Annotated in this window: 17 protein-coding genes; 4 read left to right on the top strand and 13 right to left on the bottom strand. The window is 47.1% G+C overall.

What is annotated here, in order from left to right:
- Positions 1-68 precede the first annotated feature (68 nt).
- The 5 genes from NNX04_RS10045 to NNX04_RS10025 form a co-directional block, all read right to left on the bottom strand.
- A complete protein-coding gene (locus NNX04_RS10045; protein ID WP_261948336.1) occupies positions 69-1079 on the bottom strand; it encodes a Gfo/Idh/MocA family protein in 1011 nt (336 codons plus the stop codon).
- Between the two features lie 159 nt (positions 1080-1238).
- On the bottom strand, positions 1239-1904 hold the full coding sequence (locus NNX04_RS10040; RefSeq protein ID WP_261948335.1) for an SDR family oxidoreductase: 666 nt from the start codon (positions 1902-1904) through the stop codon (positions 1239-1241).
- 99 nt (positions 1905-2003) lie between these two features.
- The gene (locus NNX04_RS10035) at positions 2004-2258 is read right to left on the bottom strand and encodes a DUF2798 domain-containing protein (protein ID WP_007644850.1); all 255 of its coding nucleotides are present in this window, start codon (positions 2256-2258) and stop codon (positions 2004-2006) included.
- Positions 2259-2764: 506 nt separating this feature from the next.
- The gene (locus NNX04_RS10030) at positions 2765-3193 is read right to left on the bottom strand and encodes a DUF4198 domain-containing protein (protein WP_261948334.1); all 429 of its coding nucleotides are present in this window, start codon (positions 3191-3193) and stop codon (positions 2765-2767) included.
- 194 nt (positions 3194-3387) lie between these two features.
- Positions 3388-3828: a DUF4198 domain-containing protein gene (locus NNX04_RS10025; RefSeq protein WP_261948333.1), complete on the bottom strand. Its 441-nt coding sequence runs from the start codon at positions 3826-3828 to the stop codon at positions 3388-3390.
- Between the two features lie 279 nt (positions 3829-4107).
- Here NNX04_RS10025 and NNX04_RS10020 point away from each other — a divergent pair, with 279 nt between their 5' ends.
- Positions 4108-5034 carry a LysR family transcriptional regulator gene (locus NNX04_RS10020; RefSeq protein ID WP_261948332.1) on the top strand — a complete coding sequence of 309 codons (927 nt, stop codon included), beginning with the start codon at positions 4108-4110 and terminating at the stop codon, positions 5032-5034.
- A gap of 840 nt (positions 5035-5874) precedes the next feature.
- Here the strand turns inward: NNX04_RS10020 and NNX04_RS10015 are convergent.
- Complete coding sequence (locus tag NNX04_RS10015) at positions 5875-6039, bottom strand: fosmidomycin resistance protein (RefSeq protein WP_261948331.1); 165 nt, start codon at positions 6037-6039, stop codon at positions 5875-5877.
- Between the two features lie 261 nt (positions 6040-6300).
- On the opposite strand from NNX04_RS10015, the gene NNX04_RS10010 reads away from it, so the two are divergent.
- Both NNX04_RS10010 and NNX04_RS10005 read left to right on the top strand, forming a co-directional pair.
- Positions 6301-6816, top strand: a complete 516-nt coding sequence (locus NNX04_RS10010; RefSeq protein ID WP_261948330.1) for a DUF6795 domain-containing protein — start codon at positions 6301-6303, stop codon at positions 6814-6816.
- A gap of 26 nt (positions 6817-6842) precedes the next feature.
- Positions 6843-8021, top strand: coding sequence for a lipase family protein (locus tag NNX04_RS10005; RefSeq protein WP_261948329.1), 1179 nt, complete (start codon positions 6843-6845; stop codon positions 8019-8021).
- Between the two features lie 104 nt (positions 8022-8125).
- Here NNX04_RS10005 and NNX04_RS10000 read toward each other — a convergent pair whose 3' ends face one another.
- Entirely contained in the window at positions 8126-9343 is a 1218-nt protein-coding gene (locus tag NNX04_RS10000) for an MFS transporter (RefSeq protein ID WP_261948328.1), read from the bottom strand.
- A gap of 142 nt (positions 9344-9485) precedes the next feature.
- On the opposite strand from NNX04_RS10000, the gene NNX04_RS09995 reads away from it, so the two are divergent.
- Positions 9486-10274, top strand: a complete 789-nt coding sequence (locus NNX04_RS09995) for an AraC family transcriptional regulator (protein WP_151059033.1) — start codon at positions 9486-9488, stop codon at positions 10272-10274.
- 29 nt (positions 10275-10303) lie between these two features.
- Here NNX04_RS09995 and NNX04_RS09990 read toward each other — a convergent pair whose 3' ends face one another.
- The 6 genes from NNX04_RS09990 to NNX04_RS09965 form a co-directional block, all read right to left on the bottom strand.
- Positions 10304-11068: an EAL domain-containing protein gene (locus tag NNX04_RS09990; protein WP_261948327.1), complete on the bottom strand. Its 765-nt coding sequence runs from the start codon at positions 11066-11068 to the stop codon at positions 10304-10306.
- A gap of 241 nt (positions 11069-11309) precedes the next feature.
- The gene (yjfF, locus tag NNX04_RS09985; RefSeq protein WP_151059029.1) at positions 11310-12266 is read right to left on the bottom strand and encodes a galactofuranose ABC transporter, permease protein YjfF; all 957 of its coding nucleotides are present in this window, start codon (positions 12264-12266) and stop codon (positions 11310-11312) included.
- Complete coding sequence (locus NNX04_RS09980; RefSeq protein ID WP_261948326.1) at positions 12259-13281, bottom strand: ABC transporter permease; 1023 nt, start codon at positions 13279-13281, stop codon at positions 12259-12261. Before NNX04_RS09980 ends, yjfF begins: the two co-directional genes overlap by 8 nt.
- A 15-nt stretch (positions 13282-13296) precedes the next feature.
- On the bottom strand, positions 13297-14793 hold the full coding sequence (locus tag NNX04_RS09975; RefSeq protein WP_261948325.1) for a sugar ABC transporter ATP-binding protein: 1497 nt from the start codon (positions 14791-14793) through the stop codon (positions 13297-13299).
- Between the two features lie 63 nt (positions 14794-14856).
- Entirely contained in the window at positions 14857-15801 is a 945-nt protein-coding gene (locus NNX04_RS09970) for an ABC transporter substrate-binding protein (RefSeq protein WP_007646111.1), read from the bottom strand.
- Between the two features lie 75 nt (positions 15802-15876).
- Positions 15877-16647: an SDR family NAD(P)-dependent oxidoreductase gene (locus NNX04_RS09965; protein ID WP_007646113.1), complete on the bottom strand. Its 771-nt coding sequence runs from the start codon at positions 16645-16647 to the stop codon at positions 15877-15879.
- Between the last annotated feature and the right edge of the window lie 2 nt (positions 16648-16649).

The following is a 16649-nucleotide window of genomic DNA, read 5'->3' as shown; positions in this document are numbered from 1 at the left end:
TTCGTTGAGCAATTAGCGCTTGGCGATTATCGTTTGCCAGCGCTTGTTTTTGAGCTCTTGTTTACAAACTACAGCTCTACCCAGCAGCCCTCAGCAGCACTGGCAAAAACGGAATCGATAACACGCATATTATTAATTGCATCTGTGAGCGGTGTGGGTGTCGGTTGCTTGTTGATGATGCTGCGTGCAAAAGCGTCTACCATTTCGCGATAGTGATCACTGGATTCAATCGCAATAATTTCAGTTTCACCATTGTGTTTGATATGAATTTCAGTGGCGCTATCGCTAATCGGATTGAATGGAATCGGCAATAAAATGCTGCCTTTTTCGCCGTAAGCCTCCATGTATTGATGCGCTTCAATTTTGGTGGAAGCGGTGAAGGTGGCGCTGCCTTGATCAAATTCCAAAATGCCCGAAACCAAACAATCCACTTCATAATCTTCGTAGGGGGTGATTTGGCCAATCACCTGAGTCGGTTCGGCATTAAACAACCAGCGCGACAGCGAAATGCAGTAGCAGCCAATATCCATTAATGCACCACCGCCCATATCGGCATTGTTGCGAATATTTTGCGGCTCGCGATTGTTGTAAGAAAAATGTGAGTGCAAGGTGAGCAATTTACCAATGCGACCGGAATCGATCAGCGCTTTGGCCGCTTGCCAGCGCGGATGAAAGCGATACATAAACGCTTCCATCGCGTGTAAATGCGGGTGCGCCTTGGCGGCGTCGAGCAGGCGCTGGGCGTCGTCGGCGTTTAGCCCCAAAGGTTTTTCACAGAGGATGTGTTTGCCTGCTTGCAGGGCTTTAATCGACCAATCCACATGCAGGTGATTGGGCAGCGGGTTGTAGATGGCATCGATATCCGGGTCGGCGAGCAATTCTTCGTAGCTGCCGTAGGCACGGGCAATACCCAATTCATCGGCAGCGTTGCGCGCACTTTGGCTATCGCGCGAACAAATGGCGAGCACTTCATTGTGGGTAGAGCTTTGTAGTGCGGGAATCACTTTGGTGCGGCCGATTTTGGCGGTGCTGAGAATACCCCAACGGATTTTTGCGGATGAAGAAATGCTAGTCGACATAATTGTGTTCCTTGATACGGCGCAGGGCCACTACAGACAGGGATCTAAAAAAGTGCTGTCAGTGTAGCCCAAGCGCGGCTCAAAGCGTGAGCCGCAGGGCCAGATCAAGGCGCAAAATTACGCGTTTAAAACACTCACCCGTGATTGGTTAACGGTTTTTTACCAGGGCAATGTCTCGCCATTGGAATGCCAGAAGCCGCCGGAATTCCCCAGGGTTAAATCGGCAATGCGCTGGGTCAGGCGCTGGGCAGATTCAGCGGCGGAAATATCGCCACCAAAATTCACCATCGCCGTTTGTACATAACCTGGGTGCAAAATTGCCACTGCAATGCCGCGTGGTTTTAAGTCCCGTGCAAGCGACATAGCCGCTGCATTGAGTGCGGCTTTGGACATACGATAGCCGTAATAACCACCAGAAGTATTGTCGGCAATAGAGCCCATACGGCTGGTGATAAACGCGATTTTGGCACCGCTGGTCAAATTGCCCAGCAGTGCTTCGGTCACGCGCAGCGGCGCTTCAGCGTTGACCAAAAATTGCTGTTGTATCGATTCATAATCGATATTGCCCAGTTGCTCGTGTTGAAAAATTCCCGCGTTATTGATCAACAAATCAACCTGCTTGCCCTTGAGTTGTTGTGCGAGCGCCGCAACTGCCTTGCCATCGGTGACATCCACACCGCTAATAACTTGCGCACCTGAGGCATCCAGCTCGGGCGATGTAGTGCGGCAAATGCCGATTACTTGCCAGCCCTGGGCGAGATAGTTTTGCGTTAATGCCAAGCCAATGCCGCGATTGGCACCGGTAATTACTGCTGTTTTCATCATTCATTACTCCACGCATTTATTGAGTTCATTGATTGAGCTAATTCATTGGGGCGTAGCTGCGATCTATGGGCGAGAGTAGCGCATAAAAAGGGGCGGCAATTAATTATTTACGGTGAGTTTCACCAGGCGCATAACCAGCGGGCGCACAATTAAAATACACACAAATGCGGATGGCATAGCGATGCGATAAGCATGCAACACTTGCTGGAAGTAGTGATCGGCAATACCACTGTTGGCAGCAACAATAATCAGCGACATCAAAAACGCCATGATCAGCGACATGTAAAACGCAAATACCACGGGTGTGTATTTAGGGTGTAGTTTGCGGTTGGTAGTGGCGATGGAGTTTTGCATAGGCATACCCTTCTACTGTCGGCGCAATCGGTGAGAGCAGTTGTAATGCCCAAGTGTTGTGCGCAGGTTTAACAAAGGGCCACTCTACGCGGCAGACCGGATTAGCAGTAGATCAGCACATCTATTTACTTTATTAAGCAAATCTTGGTAATCGACCAATTATTTCGTAAGTAATCGCTATTCAAAGCCTTCGCCAGGCTAATTCTTAATACTAATTTAGCTCCAAAGGTAGTACAGCCCCGCTAGTGACGCAGTGAACAGAATAAAACCCGTTGTATATTCGGCAAGGTGGCCATTTTTTGGATTATGTGTCCGGGGATGAGCTTTAAAAACACTGGTGATGAACAGTGCGACTAGAAAGATAGAGGCAAGTATTTTTAGCGTAGTTAGAACGAAAGACATACTATCTAAAAAAACCTAAGCTGCCTTCCTTTTTGAACGGCGTAAACTTCCTCTGCTAGCTTCGCAGCCTTGATTGGACTGAGGGTTGTCATAAAAATCTCCTATTAATTATTCAATGAATCCCATATGCATGCGGTGCCGCCTAAGGAGTGATTTCCTCGTATGGTGGTAAGATCGTTCGTTAATTCACAACGTAGATTGATTGGTTCTCCTCCTAGTTCGGTAAAAATGGCAGGGTCCATTTTGGACATAGCCCACATTTCGTATGGTTTTCCTTCATGTCCCACAGTAATTTCTTGAGATATAACTAGTTGAGCCAAAGGTGTTTCTTTGTAGGTTGTTGTATGTTTCGGAATTTTAAAAAATCCATTTTCGTCTGCCGTGTAATAAAAGGATTCACCCTCTTTATCTTTCCAGGCAAACCACAATTTTATTTTCGCTCCCGCAGTGGGTTTACCTTCAAATGTAATTTTTCCCTCGAGTGGTGAAAAAAGCACGGCTTCTTTCTTCTCTCCGCCAAAAAATAATGACATAGCAACTCCTTTCTGAATGTAAAAAAACGAAATTAAACAGGATAAAAGGATAAATATTCGCCTGGTTTTCAATGGCTGTACTCCGTTTTATTGACTCCTATCCTGAGTGGATCAGGCGTCGTTATTTTTTCTTTTGAATACAATCATTTTTTTCTGAGATGTTTGCTGCCGTAGTTGGATTTAAATCAATCATATTATTTCTCTGATACCTTGGTTAATTTGTCCCACTTGCATAAGGTTCCCATGAGCGCATATTCTAAGTGTGTATCCATTTCTTCCGTTGTGAGTTCGCAGGTTAGATTTGATGGCTTACCGCCAAGCTCTCCAAACTGATGAGTGTTAGATTTGCTTAATGTCCATATCAGATAATTTTCGTTGTCATACTCGACGGTTATTTCTTGCGTAATTACAATTTGAGCCAATGGGTTTTCTTTATAGATCGCGACTTTTTGCGGGATATGAAAAAATCCATTCTCATCAGCAGTAAAGCCAAAATGCTCTCCTTTTTTATCCTTCCATTTGATCCATAGATTGATTTTCGCTCCGACGGCAGGTTTACCCTCAAATGTAATTTTTCCCTCGAGTGGTGAAAAAAGCACGGCTTCTTTCTTCTCTCCGCCAAAAAATAATGACATAGCAACTCCTTTCTGAATGTAAAAAAACGAAATTAAACAGGATAAAAGGATAAATATTCGCCTGGTTTTCAATGGCTGTACTCCGTTTTATTGACTCCTATCCTGAGTGGATCAGGCGTTGGTTGCTTTTTCTGTTGAATAAGCGGCGGCGATTTTAGCATTGGTTATCCATGCCGGTTTGAGATGTGGGGCATAAATCTACCTAGGGTGGATAAATAGGGGCACTTATTGTATTAAGTAAAGCTTATTAATTGATTTCCAAATTCGGAAGCGAAAACTATGGATACCCTGCGTGGGATTGAATGTTTTGTGCGGGCAGTTGAAGGCGGCAGTATTGCGGCTGCGGCGCGGCGGGTGGGGATTAGCGCCGCGGCGACCAGCCAGAATATCGCTCGCCTGGAGTCTTATCTCGGTGTGCGCTTGCTGACGCGGACTACGCGAAGCCTTGCGACAACTGACGCAGGGCAAGTCTATTACGACAAAGTCGCGCTGCTGATTCACGAGTTGGAGTTGGCGAGATCAGCGGTCACCGACACGCAGCAAGAGTTACAAGGGCGCTTGTGCATCGCCTCCACCGCCGCATTCAGTCGTCATGTATTAGCGCCGCTAATTCCCGCGTTTAACCAGCGGTATCCCCGTTTGGAAATTGAACTTACATCGACTGACCGGCGTGTGGATCACGTGCAGGAATCGGTTGATGTGAGCATCCGCATCAAACAACAGTTGGATGATGGAATGGTCGCACGCAAGATCGCAACGGTTCCCTCCATTTTTTGTGCATCACCGGCATACCTTGAGCGGGCAGGGCGACCATCAACCCCTGCCGATTTGCGCGAGCACGATTGTTTAGTCTTTCGTCTTGCTGTTGATGGACGATTGCTGCGTTGGGGATTTGTTGAAAACGGGCTGCGTTTTGACGCAGACGTGCGTGCAGCAATCATCAGTGACGATATCGATGTACTTGCGCGTCTTGCGGCGGCGGGTGGCGGCATTACGCGTTTGGCCGCGTTTGTCGCCAATGATTATTTGCGCAGAGGCGAATTAAAAGAATTATTTACCTGCGACGAATGCACCGGTTTTAATGCGGAAATTGAACCACTGGATTTTTACGCCTGCGTGCGCGACCGCCACCAATTAACACCGAAAGTGCGCGCGTTTATGGATTATTTGGTAGAAGCACTGCCCGCTGAGTGGCGGGTAATGTAGCCTAAGTTTCCGCCATATAGCTCAGCAATTAATTCGGAGTGATAGTTAACTCCTTGATTTGGTGGGAGTTAAATCGATCAAGGGTTCATCTACTTTTTTTGGAGTTATACATCACTACACCCAATTAGTTGGAATAACGTTCTGCGGGCTATATAGTTGGTGTAATTTAATAAAATGTTAGAGCAGCGGAGATCAAATCCCAGAATGAACGAAAATATTTATGAATCACCAAAAAGTATTGTTTTTACTGATCTGAATACCAGACTAAGTATAAAGCGCAGACTGGTATGGACGGCCGCAATTATATTCACTGCAATTCTTTATCGCGGTATTAATAAAGTAGCACCTCAGTTTGCAGAAACATTTTCTTCATTTGGTACCAAGCTACCATTGATTACACAGTTCTTCGTGAAAGCTTATCCGGATTTTTTTTGGTTTTGTATAATAAGTCTATTTCCAATATTTTTCTGGCTGGTAAATTTTTTTAGTGAAAAATATGCATTAATGATTATTAAAATTGCAAAATACAACTTATGGTTGTCGTTGTTTTGTGTTGCTCTATTTATGGTTTCCGTTTATTTACCTATTTTTTCCATGAGCACGTAGGCTAGGCCGCTATGTAAAACAATTCCATTCAACAACAAAAATGTTGGGCATTGCTGCCCAACCTACTACAAGCGAACATCCGCTTTCGGCCGAGCCGCGACCCTCGGCAGCTTTTTTACCCATCGCATTTTTTAATTAAATGTTAGTTTTTTAGTGATCGGAAAATTGAGTGCTTGAGTCGCAACCGGAAGCAATGTCTACAATAGGTTCCAACGCTATAGTTTTTGCTAACATTTAGTCCCGCTTCATCGCCGGCAATAAAATAGTGATAATCCCAAGCATTGGTAAAAATGCGCAGTAGTTAAATATATGTTCTATCGAAGTTGCATCTGCTAATGCGCCCAAACCTGCCGCCGCTATACCGCTAATACCAAACATCAAGCCGATTTTAGTGGGCACCAATTTTTGTGCTGGCTCTACAATCGACGAAAATCCCGGAGATTAAAATCGCTAGTAGTTCAGTTGTGATGCCTATCACATTGTCGGGCTAATTCCGTAAACAGAACCCATATTTATTTTTTGGTGGTCTGCGCTTTTAGGACTTTTGTAATATGCTGCTGCGCTACAGATTAGTAGAAGCATGTGCTATCTGTGTGTTACTGATAAATAATGAGGCTTCCAGGGTGTTCCTGCTTAAGTCTACTGTAGAGTCAACGTTTCATGAAAAAACAGATTTTTATCAAATTGACTGTCATTTTTTGCAGTCTTTTTTTTGTTGCTGTTGGAGTTTTTGCCATGAGTTTAGGTGATGTTGGAAAAGTATGTTTGTTTTCAGCGATGTCGGGAACTATTACCTTGGATGGTAAGCCAGTTGCCGATGCCCGCTTGGTGCGTACAGGGGATCGTGATGGCCCCATTGTTGATGAGACTGTCACTGATAAAAATGGCTATTTTGAATTTCCGGCCATGTTTGAACGCACAATCACAAAATTTTTGCCGCAAGAATTTGTAGCTTCCCAGAAGATTGTGGTGTCCCACAATAATAAGGATTACAAAGTATGGAGCTCGGTGAAAAGAAGCCCTAAGGAAAATACAGAGTCAAGGGGGAAGCGATTAATAGTCACTTGCGAGTTAAATAGCGAAGAAAAAAGTATTGTGGTGGATCGGGTACCTATTCACAGCTTGTGTGTTTGGGATGTGGAGCCAGACGCTTCGGAAAACTGGGATGAGTTGTAAAAATTAATTAAATAAAGGAGATTTATATGGCTGAGCTTACACCAAGACTTTCTGCATCTCTTGCCGAAGGCGTTTATGGATTAACAAAAAATGAGTCAATCGAGGAGGCAGTAAAGGATTTGAATATTCGTTTTAAGGATGTTGCCGGTTTTTCGGATGATGCTATGTTAAAAGCCAAGACTGGCGGCCCCTGGTTCATAAAATGTAGAACGGCTTTTGGGTTTACGTTGATCGGGAAAGGGAAGTTTAGCGGTCAGGCATTTATTCTATTCAGGGGTACACAATATCTTGCAGATTGGTTGACTAATTTTAATATTACTGTTTCCCGTGGCGCATCGGGTCAACCAGTGCATGATGGATTTAATCTTACCTTTAAAACAATGGAACCAAAGCTCAAAGAATTTATGGGTACTTTGGTCAAAAATAAAATAACGCAGATTCATTGTATTGGTCATAGTCTTGGCGGTGCGTTAGCTACTATTTGTGCGGATTGGATTCGTACCTCCTATAAAATAAAACCTTACCTTTATACTTTTGGTAGCCCCCGTGTTGGGTTAATGGGGTTTGCTGACAGCTGCACTACGAATATAGGAGCTGAGCGCATTTTTCGTGCTTACCATAAAACGGATATAGTGCCTTGTATTCCAACCTGGCCTTTTATTCACACACCTAATTCCGGCACTGATTATTATTTGCCTTCCCCGGGGATTGTTCCCGGTCCAACTTATCATGGGATGGATAAATATATAGAGTCAGTAAGTGGAAAAAATTGGGCTACGCTCGCGGCATTGGATATTGAAAAGAAATCGGAAAGTGGGATTGTTCTTTGGTTGAAGTCTCCCTCTCCTGTTGGATTAACGATTACGGCTTTGGAATGGTTAAATCAGGCATTAGTTTATGTGTTGAAAAAATGTTTAAATGGTGCTGCTTGGGTCATCTCTGGTGCTATGGGAACATCTTTTACATTAATGGACCAGCTTGCCTATGTTTTGCAAAAAGGGATCGATTTATCCGAAAATGTATCATCTTTGATTTTGCATTTGATTCGTAAAATAATGGAAATACTTGGTATGAAGCGAACATTAAAAGCGGTCGATTTGACGCGTGAGTTTATTCGCAATATTTTCATGAGATTGCATGCTAAAGCGAATGAATATGCTAAAGCGGCGTTAAGTGATGCTATGGTTAAAGGGCGTGCTATTTAATCATTAGACGTTGTAAGCAAAAAGGAGCACACAACTGTGCTCCTTTTTTGTTTACAGGTCAGGCATCATAAATGCAGTTAGTATGCTGCATACGACTAAATGAATTACTCGCGCTTCATTGCAGGCAATAAAATAGTAATAATTCCCAGCAATGGTAAAAACGCGCACCAGTTAAATACATGTTCAATTGAGGTGGCATCCGCCAATGCGCCCAAACCGGCGGCGGCAATGCCGCTAATACCAAACATCAATCCAAAAAATACGCCGGAAATCATGCCGATTTTGGTGGGGACCAATTCCTGTGCGAGCACCACAATCGCTGAAAATGCGGAGGATAAAACCAAACCAATTACCACCGACAGCACCGCCGTCCAGAATAAATTGCAGTAGGGAAATAACAAGGTAAAAGGCGCGGCACCGAGAATGGATATCCAGATGACCGCTTTGCGCCCCACTTTATCGCCAATGGGCCCACCGGCAAATGTGCCGAGTGCTACGGCGGCTAAAAACAGAAACAAAAATAATTGCGCATTGGCGACGGAAGTGGAAAATTTTTCGATCAAATAAAAAGTGTAGTAATTGGTAAACGCCGCCATGTAAATGTATTTGGAGAAAACCAATAGCGCCAATACTGTGAGTGCACCGATGACTTGCTGGCGGGTTAAATGCGCAAAATGCGCGTGTTTTTTAACGCTTTTAATGCAGGCGCCGGAGCGAATTGTCCAGCGGCTCACACCAAACAATACCGTCACACCCAGAATTGCAAATAGTGTAAACCAGCCAATGGCTCCTTGCCCCTGCGGAATAATAATCGCCGCTGCGAGCAGCGGGCCAAACGCCGAACCCGCATTGCCTCCCACTTGGAAAAATGATTGTGCAAAACCAAAACGTCCGCCTGAGGCCATGCGTGCCACGCGCGAGGCTTCCGGGTGAAACGTGGAAGAACCCAAACCAATCATCGCGGAGGCAACCAGCAACCAAGTGAAACTATTGGCTAGCGCCAGCATCACCAGACCGCACAGGGTAAACAGCATGCCGGTCGGTAGCAGATAAGGCTTTGGGTTTTTATCGGTGTACAACCCAATCGCCGGTTGCAACAAGGATGCAGTCATTTGGAAGGCGAGGGTGATCATGCCGATTTGGGTAAAACTCAACTCATAGTTGGTTTTCAGCATGGGGTAGATGGACGGCAAAATCGCCTGAATCAAATCATTCAGTAAATGCACAAAACTCACTGCACCCACGACGGGCAGAATGGTTTTGGTCGCATCAAATTCGACAGGTTTAAGGGGCTGGGCGGGAATCGGTTCCAGTTGGGTCATGTCGGTAGCTATCTCCGGGAGTTCTGGGCGCGCACAGTATAAAGTGCCATAAAAAGCAGATATGACATAAACTGTCGAATAAGTGACATGTTGAGCTATTTTGGGGCATGAATATGTTTTTGCTGGGAAGGGGGACTCGAGCATGAAAATCGTACAGCAGCGTAGCCCGGAAGGTTTACAGCATGTACCGCGCCCGATTGTGGCGTGGGGCGGGCGTTATGCCAATGGCGATGAAATTCCCCCGCACACCCATCCGCGCGCGCAATTGCTTTATGCCGTTGAGGGGGTTATGCGCGTGCTTACCCCCAATAGTGTGTGGACTATTCCCTCCCATCGCGCGCTCTGGGTGCCGCCGAATGTTGAACATCACTCGTTCATGATGAGTGATTTGGAAATGCGCACGCTCTACGTGAGTGAGGATATTTCCCGCGCGCTCGGCACTGAATGCCGTGCAATTTCGGTCTCGAGTTTATTGCGCGAGTTGATTTTGGGGTTGCTGCAAGAACCGGCGGAATATCCTATTCCGGGGCGTGGAGAGCATTTAGTTGCCTTGATACTAATGGAGATTAGTGGTGCCGCCGCCCAAGCCGTGGAGATTCCCTGGCCGCAGGATCGACGCTTACAGCGGGTGTGCCAATTTGTGATGAATGCCCCCGGTGTTAGCCATACGATTGATGATTTGGCTGCAATGGTAGGTGCGAGTGCGCGCACCTTAATCCGTTTGTTTCCCAAAGAAACTGGCTTGAAATATCGCCAATGGGTGCAGCAGGTACAACTGGCGGAAGCGATTTGCCGTTTGGAGCGCGGTGAAGCCATCGCACGCATCGCCAATTTTTTAGGTTACAGCAGCCCCAGCGCTTTTACCGCGATGTTTAAACGCAGTTTTGGTGTGGCGCCGAATCAGTATTTATTAAAACAAGTTCCGGATTGATTGGTTGTGAATTGGTTGTTGAAAGGATTTTAAAAAACCTCGGCAGGCACTTGGGCAAGGCTTTGAAACGCGGGGCGCGCAAAATAATAACCCTGGAATAGGCCGATCCCCATATCGCGCAGTACGGCATATTCCTCGTGGGTTTCTATGCCCTCGGCAACCACAGTCATACCCAACTCAGCGCAGACCTGCACAATGCCACGCACAATAATCTGGCTGGATTTGCGCGTATCAATATTGCGCAGCAACGCCATATCCAATTTCATAATATCGGTTTGGATCTCGGCGAGCAGGTTCAGACCCGCATAACCTGCACCAAAGTCATCGATGGCGGTTTTAAAACCACGCTGGCGATAGTAATCAACAATGTTGCGCACATGCGCCAAGTCATCGACCTTTTCACTTTCGGTAATTTCAAAAATAATTTGCTCGATGGGGAAATTGTATTTTTCCGCCGCGGCTAAAGTGGTGCGAATACACAGCTCGGGTCGGTACACAGCATTGGGCATAAAATTAATGCTGAGCAAGCTTTTCATGCCCAGCTCTGCGGCGAGCTTGATGGCTTTGGTGCGACAGGCCTGATCAAAACGGTAGCGATTACTGTCGTTCACATGCTCAAAAATTTGCCCGGCACCTTCATTGTTTAAGCCGCGCACCAGCGCTTCATGCGCAAAAATCTCGCGTGTACGGTAATTCACAATTGGCTGAAACGCCATGGTGAAGTCAAAATCCAGGCCTTCGCCGTTTTTGCATTCTTCGCACCCGGTTGGGCCGCAGTGTTCGTCTTTGCTCATGGTCGATTCATTTATTCACTAATGTGGGTAGCTAACTCGCGGAGGGGACAATCTCTATTGAGCCCCTTTTAGGGCAAGCCTGATGCCCAGTATAGGCGATGAATGTCTATTCGCCCATGTGTGAGATTTTTTGAGGGTGGAGGCGGGTAGGGAGAAAAACAAAGCCCGGAGTGGTTGACGCCGGGCTTTTGAAACAATCTGTCGGAAGTCGCTGTGCCCTTCTGTTACACAGAAAGGCAATCTATTTAGGTCTTGCGCGCACCAAGAGTTGTTGCAGGGCGATGAAACAGAAGAGTAGCAGGCCAATCACGATCTTTGTCCACCAGCTGCTTAAGGTGCCATCAAACGAAATGTAGGTTTGCACTACGCCCATGATGAGTACGCCAATCAGGGTGCCGAACATATAGCCGTAACCGCCCGTGAGCAGTGTGCCACCGATAACGACCGCGGCAATTGCATCCAGCTCTACACCGACTGCGGCGAGGGAATAACCGGAGAAGGTATAGAAGGAATAGACAATGCCGGACAGCGTCGCGAGGAATGCGCTGATGGCATAGATGCGGATGGTCGTGTGTGCCAGCGGAATACCCATGAGTGCTGCGGAGTTCATATCGCCACCAATGGCGTAAACGCGGCCGCCAAAACGGGTGTAGTGGGCGATGATGATGGCGATGGTTAATACCATTAAACAAATAATCGTGCTGGTACCTACCCAGGCATCGCCCGGCAACATAAAACCAAACTCGGCGACCTGATTATAAAATTCATGTTCAATCGGAATGGACTCTTCGCTAATTACACTCGCCAAACCGCGCGCAAAAAACATTCCTGCAAGCGTGACAATAAACGGCTGCATTTTGTAGTAGTGGATAATTGCACCCATGATCGCGCCGAAGGCGGTGCCGCCCACCAGAACGATGGGAAATACTACCAGCGGATGCATGTTGTATTTGCTAATTAACACACTGCACACCACCCCGGTGAGTGCGATAACCGCGCCTACCGATAAATCGATACCGCCCGATAAAATCACGAAGGTCATGCCGACAGCGGCAATAATTAAAAACGCATTGTCGCTCAGTAAATTAAAAAATACCCGAGAGCTGCCAAAACCTTCAAATTGCACTGAACCTATTCCGAACAATACAAAAAATAAAATGCAGGTGACGGCGAGGGGAATAAATTTGGGATTAAGCACGGTTAATCTCCTTGTTGTTTTTCTTAAAGAAGTTCAACTGACTTAATTGCTGTTGGAAGCGCGGCGATTGCATCAGCAGCACTAAAACGATGGCGCTGGCTTTAATCAGCAGATTAAATTTGGGTTCAATGCCGCTCAAAATAATAGTGACGGTCAGGGTTTGAATAATCAGCGCGCCGATGATCGCGAGGAAAATAGAAAAGCGCCCGCCCATCAGTGATGCACCGCCAATCACTACGGCGAGAATGGCATCCAGCTCCAACCACAAACCGGCGTTGTTAGCATCGGAACCGCGAATATCGGCCGCTGCAATCATGCCTGCCAGCGCTGCACATAAACCGGCAACAGTGTAGACGGATAATTTAATCGCTTTGGCATTCAGCCCCATGTAATGACTGGCCGAGGGGTTTGCGCCTACGGCTTCAATATATAAACCCAGTGCTGTGCGGCGCGTGAGCAATTGCACCAGCGCAAAAGTGATAATTACCAACACCACAGGGAAGGGCAGGCCGAGAAAATGACCAGTGCCCAAAAATGCAAAACCGCTGTGATCAAAGGTGACGATCTGACCTTCATTAATTAATTGCGCAATACCGCGTCCGCCTACCATTAAAATCAAGGTGGCAACAATCGGCTGGATGCTCATATACCCCACGAGAAAACCATTCACGATTCCCGCGATTAAACCGGCAATTAAACCGGCGCCGATAATCAGCGCGAGGTTGTCCACACCTTTGGTGATGTAGTACGCACTCACCGCACCGGCGATGGCCATAATAGAGCCGACCGATAAATCCACCCCGGCGGTAGCGATCACTAGTGACATACCAATGGCCAAGAGCGCAACGGGCGCAGCGCGGTTAAGTACGTCAATCAAACTGCCGTAGAAACGACCATCTTTAAATTCAATATTGAAAAATTCCGGTGCAATGATGGCGTTGATAATCATCAGCACCAGCAAACCCGCGCAGGGCCATAAATAGCGGCGCAGATTTTGGTTCTTGGTAAAATTCATAACAGCCTCTATCAATTAATTCGACGCAATCGCCTGCATAATGCGTTGTGGGTTGATATCGTCGCCTTGCAGCTCGGCTACTTTTTTGCGATCGCGCAGCACTACCACTTTGTTACTGAATGCAACCAGCTCTTCCAGTTCGGAGGAGGCGACTACCAGTGACAAACCATCGGCGCAGAGTTTGCGAATCAGGCGAATAATTTCGGCGTGCGCGCCAATATCAATACCGCGTGTAGGTTCATCCAAAATTAACAAGCGCGGGTCGGCGGCCAGCCAGCGCGCAAGAATCACTTTTTGCTGATTGCCACCGCTTAATTGTTCAATCGGTTTTTCAATATCCGAGGTGGCGATGTTCAACTCTTTCACGTAACGATTGGCGATTTCTTCCTGCTCTTTGTGCGAAATAAATTTCCACCACCCCTGTTTAATTTGGCGGGCGAGAATCATGTTTTCGCGAATCGATAATTGGCCGAGAATGCCATCGTGTTTACGGTCTTCCGGGCAGAGGCCCATGCCCGCAATAATGGCTTCGCGCGGCGCGGAGAAATTGACTGGTTTGCCATCCAACAATAATTGGCCGCTGTTGCGTTTATCGATAGCAAATAATAAACGGCACAGTTCAGTGCGGCCGGAGCCGAGCAGGCCGGCAAGACCAACTACCTCACCTTTACCAACGGTTAAATCCATCGGCGATAAATTGGTGTTGTGACCCAGGGCTTTTAATTCCACCAGCGGTTCACTGCTGCTGTGACTGCTCTGCGGTTTGTGTTCACCCAGTGCAGCTAATTCTTTACCGAGCATATGACCAATCAATTCCGGGCGCGACAAAGTGGCCGCCTCAAATTCACCGACGAGTTCTGCGCTGCGCAAAATCGTAATGCGGTCGCATACGGCGTAGACCTGATCTAAAAAGTGGGTGACAAAAACAATGCCAATGCCTTTGCTGCGCAGGTCGCGCATGATGCGGAAGAGCGACTGTACTTCGTCGGCGTCCAAACTGGCGGTGGGTTCGTCCAGAATTAATACTTTGGCCGACATGTCCACACCGCGTGCGATGGCAATTAATTGTTGCACGGCGATGGAGTAGCTGGAGAGTGGTTGGGTTACGTCGATATCCAGGTCGTAGCCTTTTAATAATTCCGCGGCATCGCGATTCACTTTGCCCCAGTTAATTAAACCGAAGCGGCGTGGCTCGCGGCCCAAATAAATATTTTGCGCCACGGTTAAGTTGGGCAGCAAATTCACTTCCTGATACACGGTGCTTATGCCAAGCGCTTGTGCATCGCCCGTGTTGGTGGGAAATATGGGGTGACCATCTAATAAAATATCGCCACCGTCGCGTTGATAAACACCGGTCATGACTTTAATGAGTGTGGATTTCCCTGCGCCGTTTTCACCGAGCAGCGCGTGAATTTCACCGGCGCGCAGAGTGAAATCCACTCCTTTAAGCGCATGCACACTCGGGAATTTTTTATGAATTCCCTTGAGCTGTAAAACTGGATTTGTGTTCATTTTTAAATCGCTTTGTTTTTTTTAGGGATTAGCACATTCTTTCGGTAGCATCTGCGCTAGGTTTTACTTAGCGCCGCGTTTAGCCAATTCTGCCGCTGCATTTTCTTGAGTGAATACTGCACCACCCATACGAATCCATTTTTCAAAATCTTTTTTGCCGGCGCGTGCTTGATCAATTACATCAAACGCCGGGCCGCCGAGGTGCGGGCTGAGTTCAACGGAGACATTAATTTCACCGGACACGATAGATTTCAACGCGTCGTCTACCGCATCTACCGATACGATTAAAATATCTTTACCTGGTTGCAACCCTGCTTCTTTTACGGCTTGAATTGCACCCAGTGCCATTTCGTCGTTATGTGCCCAAATCGCACAAATATTTTTGCCGCCACCTTCTGCTTTGAGCATGGTTTCCATCACTTCCTTGCCCTTGGCGCGGGTGAATTCAGCAGTTTGGCTGCGCACAATTTTGGTCTCAGGGAATTTCGCGATGGTGTCGTTAAAACCTTTCATGCGGCCGATAGCAGCGCTTGAGCCAACAGTGCCCTGCAGTTCCAAAATGTTGCACTTGCCTTGGGTTTTTTCGGTCAGCCAGTTTGCTGCGCGTTGGCCTTCCACTTCAAAGTCGGGGGCAATGCGGGTGAGGTAGAGCGATTGATCGGTGACGGATACATTGCGATCCAGAATTACCACCGGAATACGCGCGCGTTTGGCTTCCATCAACACTGGCTGCCAACCGGTTTCCACTACCGGTGCAATTAAAATCGCATCCACCCGTTGGGCGATAAAACTGCGTACCGCTTTAATTTGGTTTTCCTGTTTTTGTTGCGCATCAGAAAACTTTAAAGTGATGCCACGTTTTTCGGCTTCGGCTTTTACCGATTCAGAAAAACTGGTGCGCCAGCCGGATTCAGAACCCACCTGCGCAAAACCCACGGTTAAGGCATTGGCAGTGGCGCTGATGCCGATAGCGGCAGCGAGGGTCAGGGTTTTAAAAATAGTTTTCATTGTTATTCCTCGTGTTATTCAATTTATAAATTAAGTGATAAAGCAATAAAACGGTAAAGCGAATTCTTGTGCTGATTAAATCCAGCCGCCGTCCACAATAAAATGTTGCGCGGTACACATACGGCTATCGTCTGATGCTAAAAATAATGCCATAGCGCTAATGTCTTCGGGCATTACCGATTTTTTTAGACACTGGTTATCCAAAATGTTGCGCGCAGTTTTGTCTTGCGTGAGCATCGCTACTTGGCGATCCGTCATTACCCAACCGGGTACCAGTGTATTCACGCGGATATTGTCACCACCCATATCGCGTGCAAGGCCGCGTGTTAAGCCTTCAATCGCTGCTTTGGAACTGGTGTAACCGGGCATACCGCCTTGGGTGGCGTACCAACTCATGGAACCTAAATTGATAATCGATCCGCCGCCCAATTCGAGCATTTGCGGGTACACCGCTTGCGCGGCAAAAAAATGGTGGCGCAAATTCACCGCCAAACGCTCGTTCCAATAATCCACCGTAACAGTGCGAAAATCGTGGCGCGTATCGTTGGCGGCGTTGTTAATCAGCACATTAATGGCACCGACATCGCTATAAATTTGTTTGATGGTAGCCTGCAACTTGGGAATATTTAGCAGGTTGCAGCGATAGTAGCGCGGTGGTGTGCTGCTTGTGCTGTGACTCAGTTGCTCCACCAATTTGTGCGCATCTTCATCGCGGATATCGATAAAACACACCTGCGCGCCTTGTTTGCAAAATGCCTCCACCAAATTGGCGCCAATGCCGGATGCACCGCCAGTGATCAGTACTACTTTGTATTTCAGGCTTGGATATTGGTTGGTGATTGCCATAG

The organism is Cellvibrio sp. QJXJ (genome assembly GCF_024452345.1).
Taxonomy (GTDB): domain Bacteria; phylum Pseudomonadota; class Gammaproteobacteria; order Pseudomonadales; family Cellvibrionaceae; genus Cellvibrio.
The sequence above is the reverse complement of the archived record's forward strand: the minus strand, read 5'-3'. Positions and strand labels throughout refer to the sequence as shown.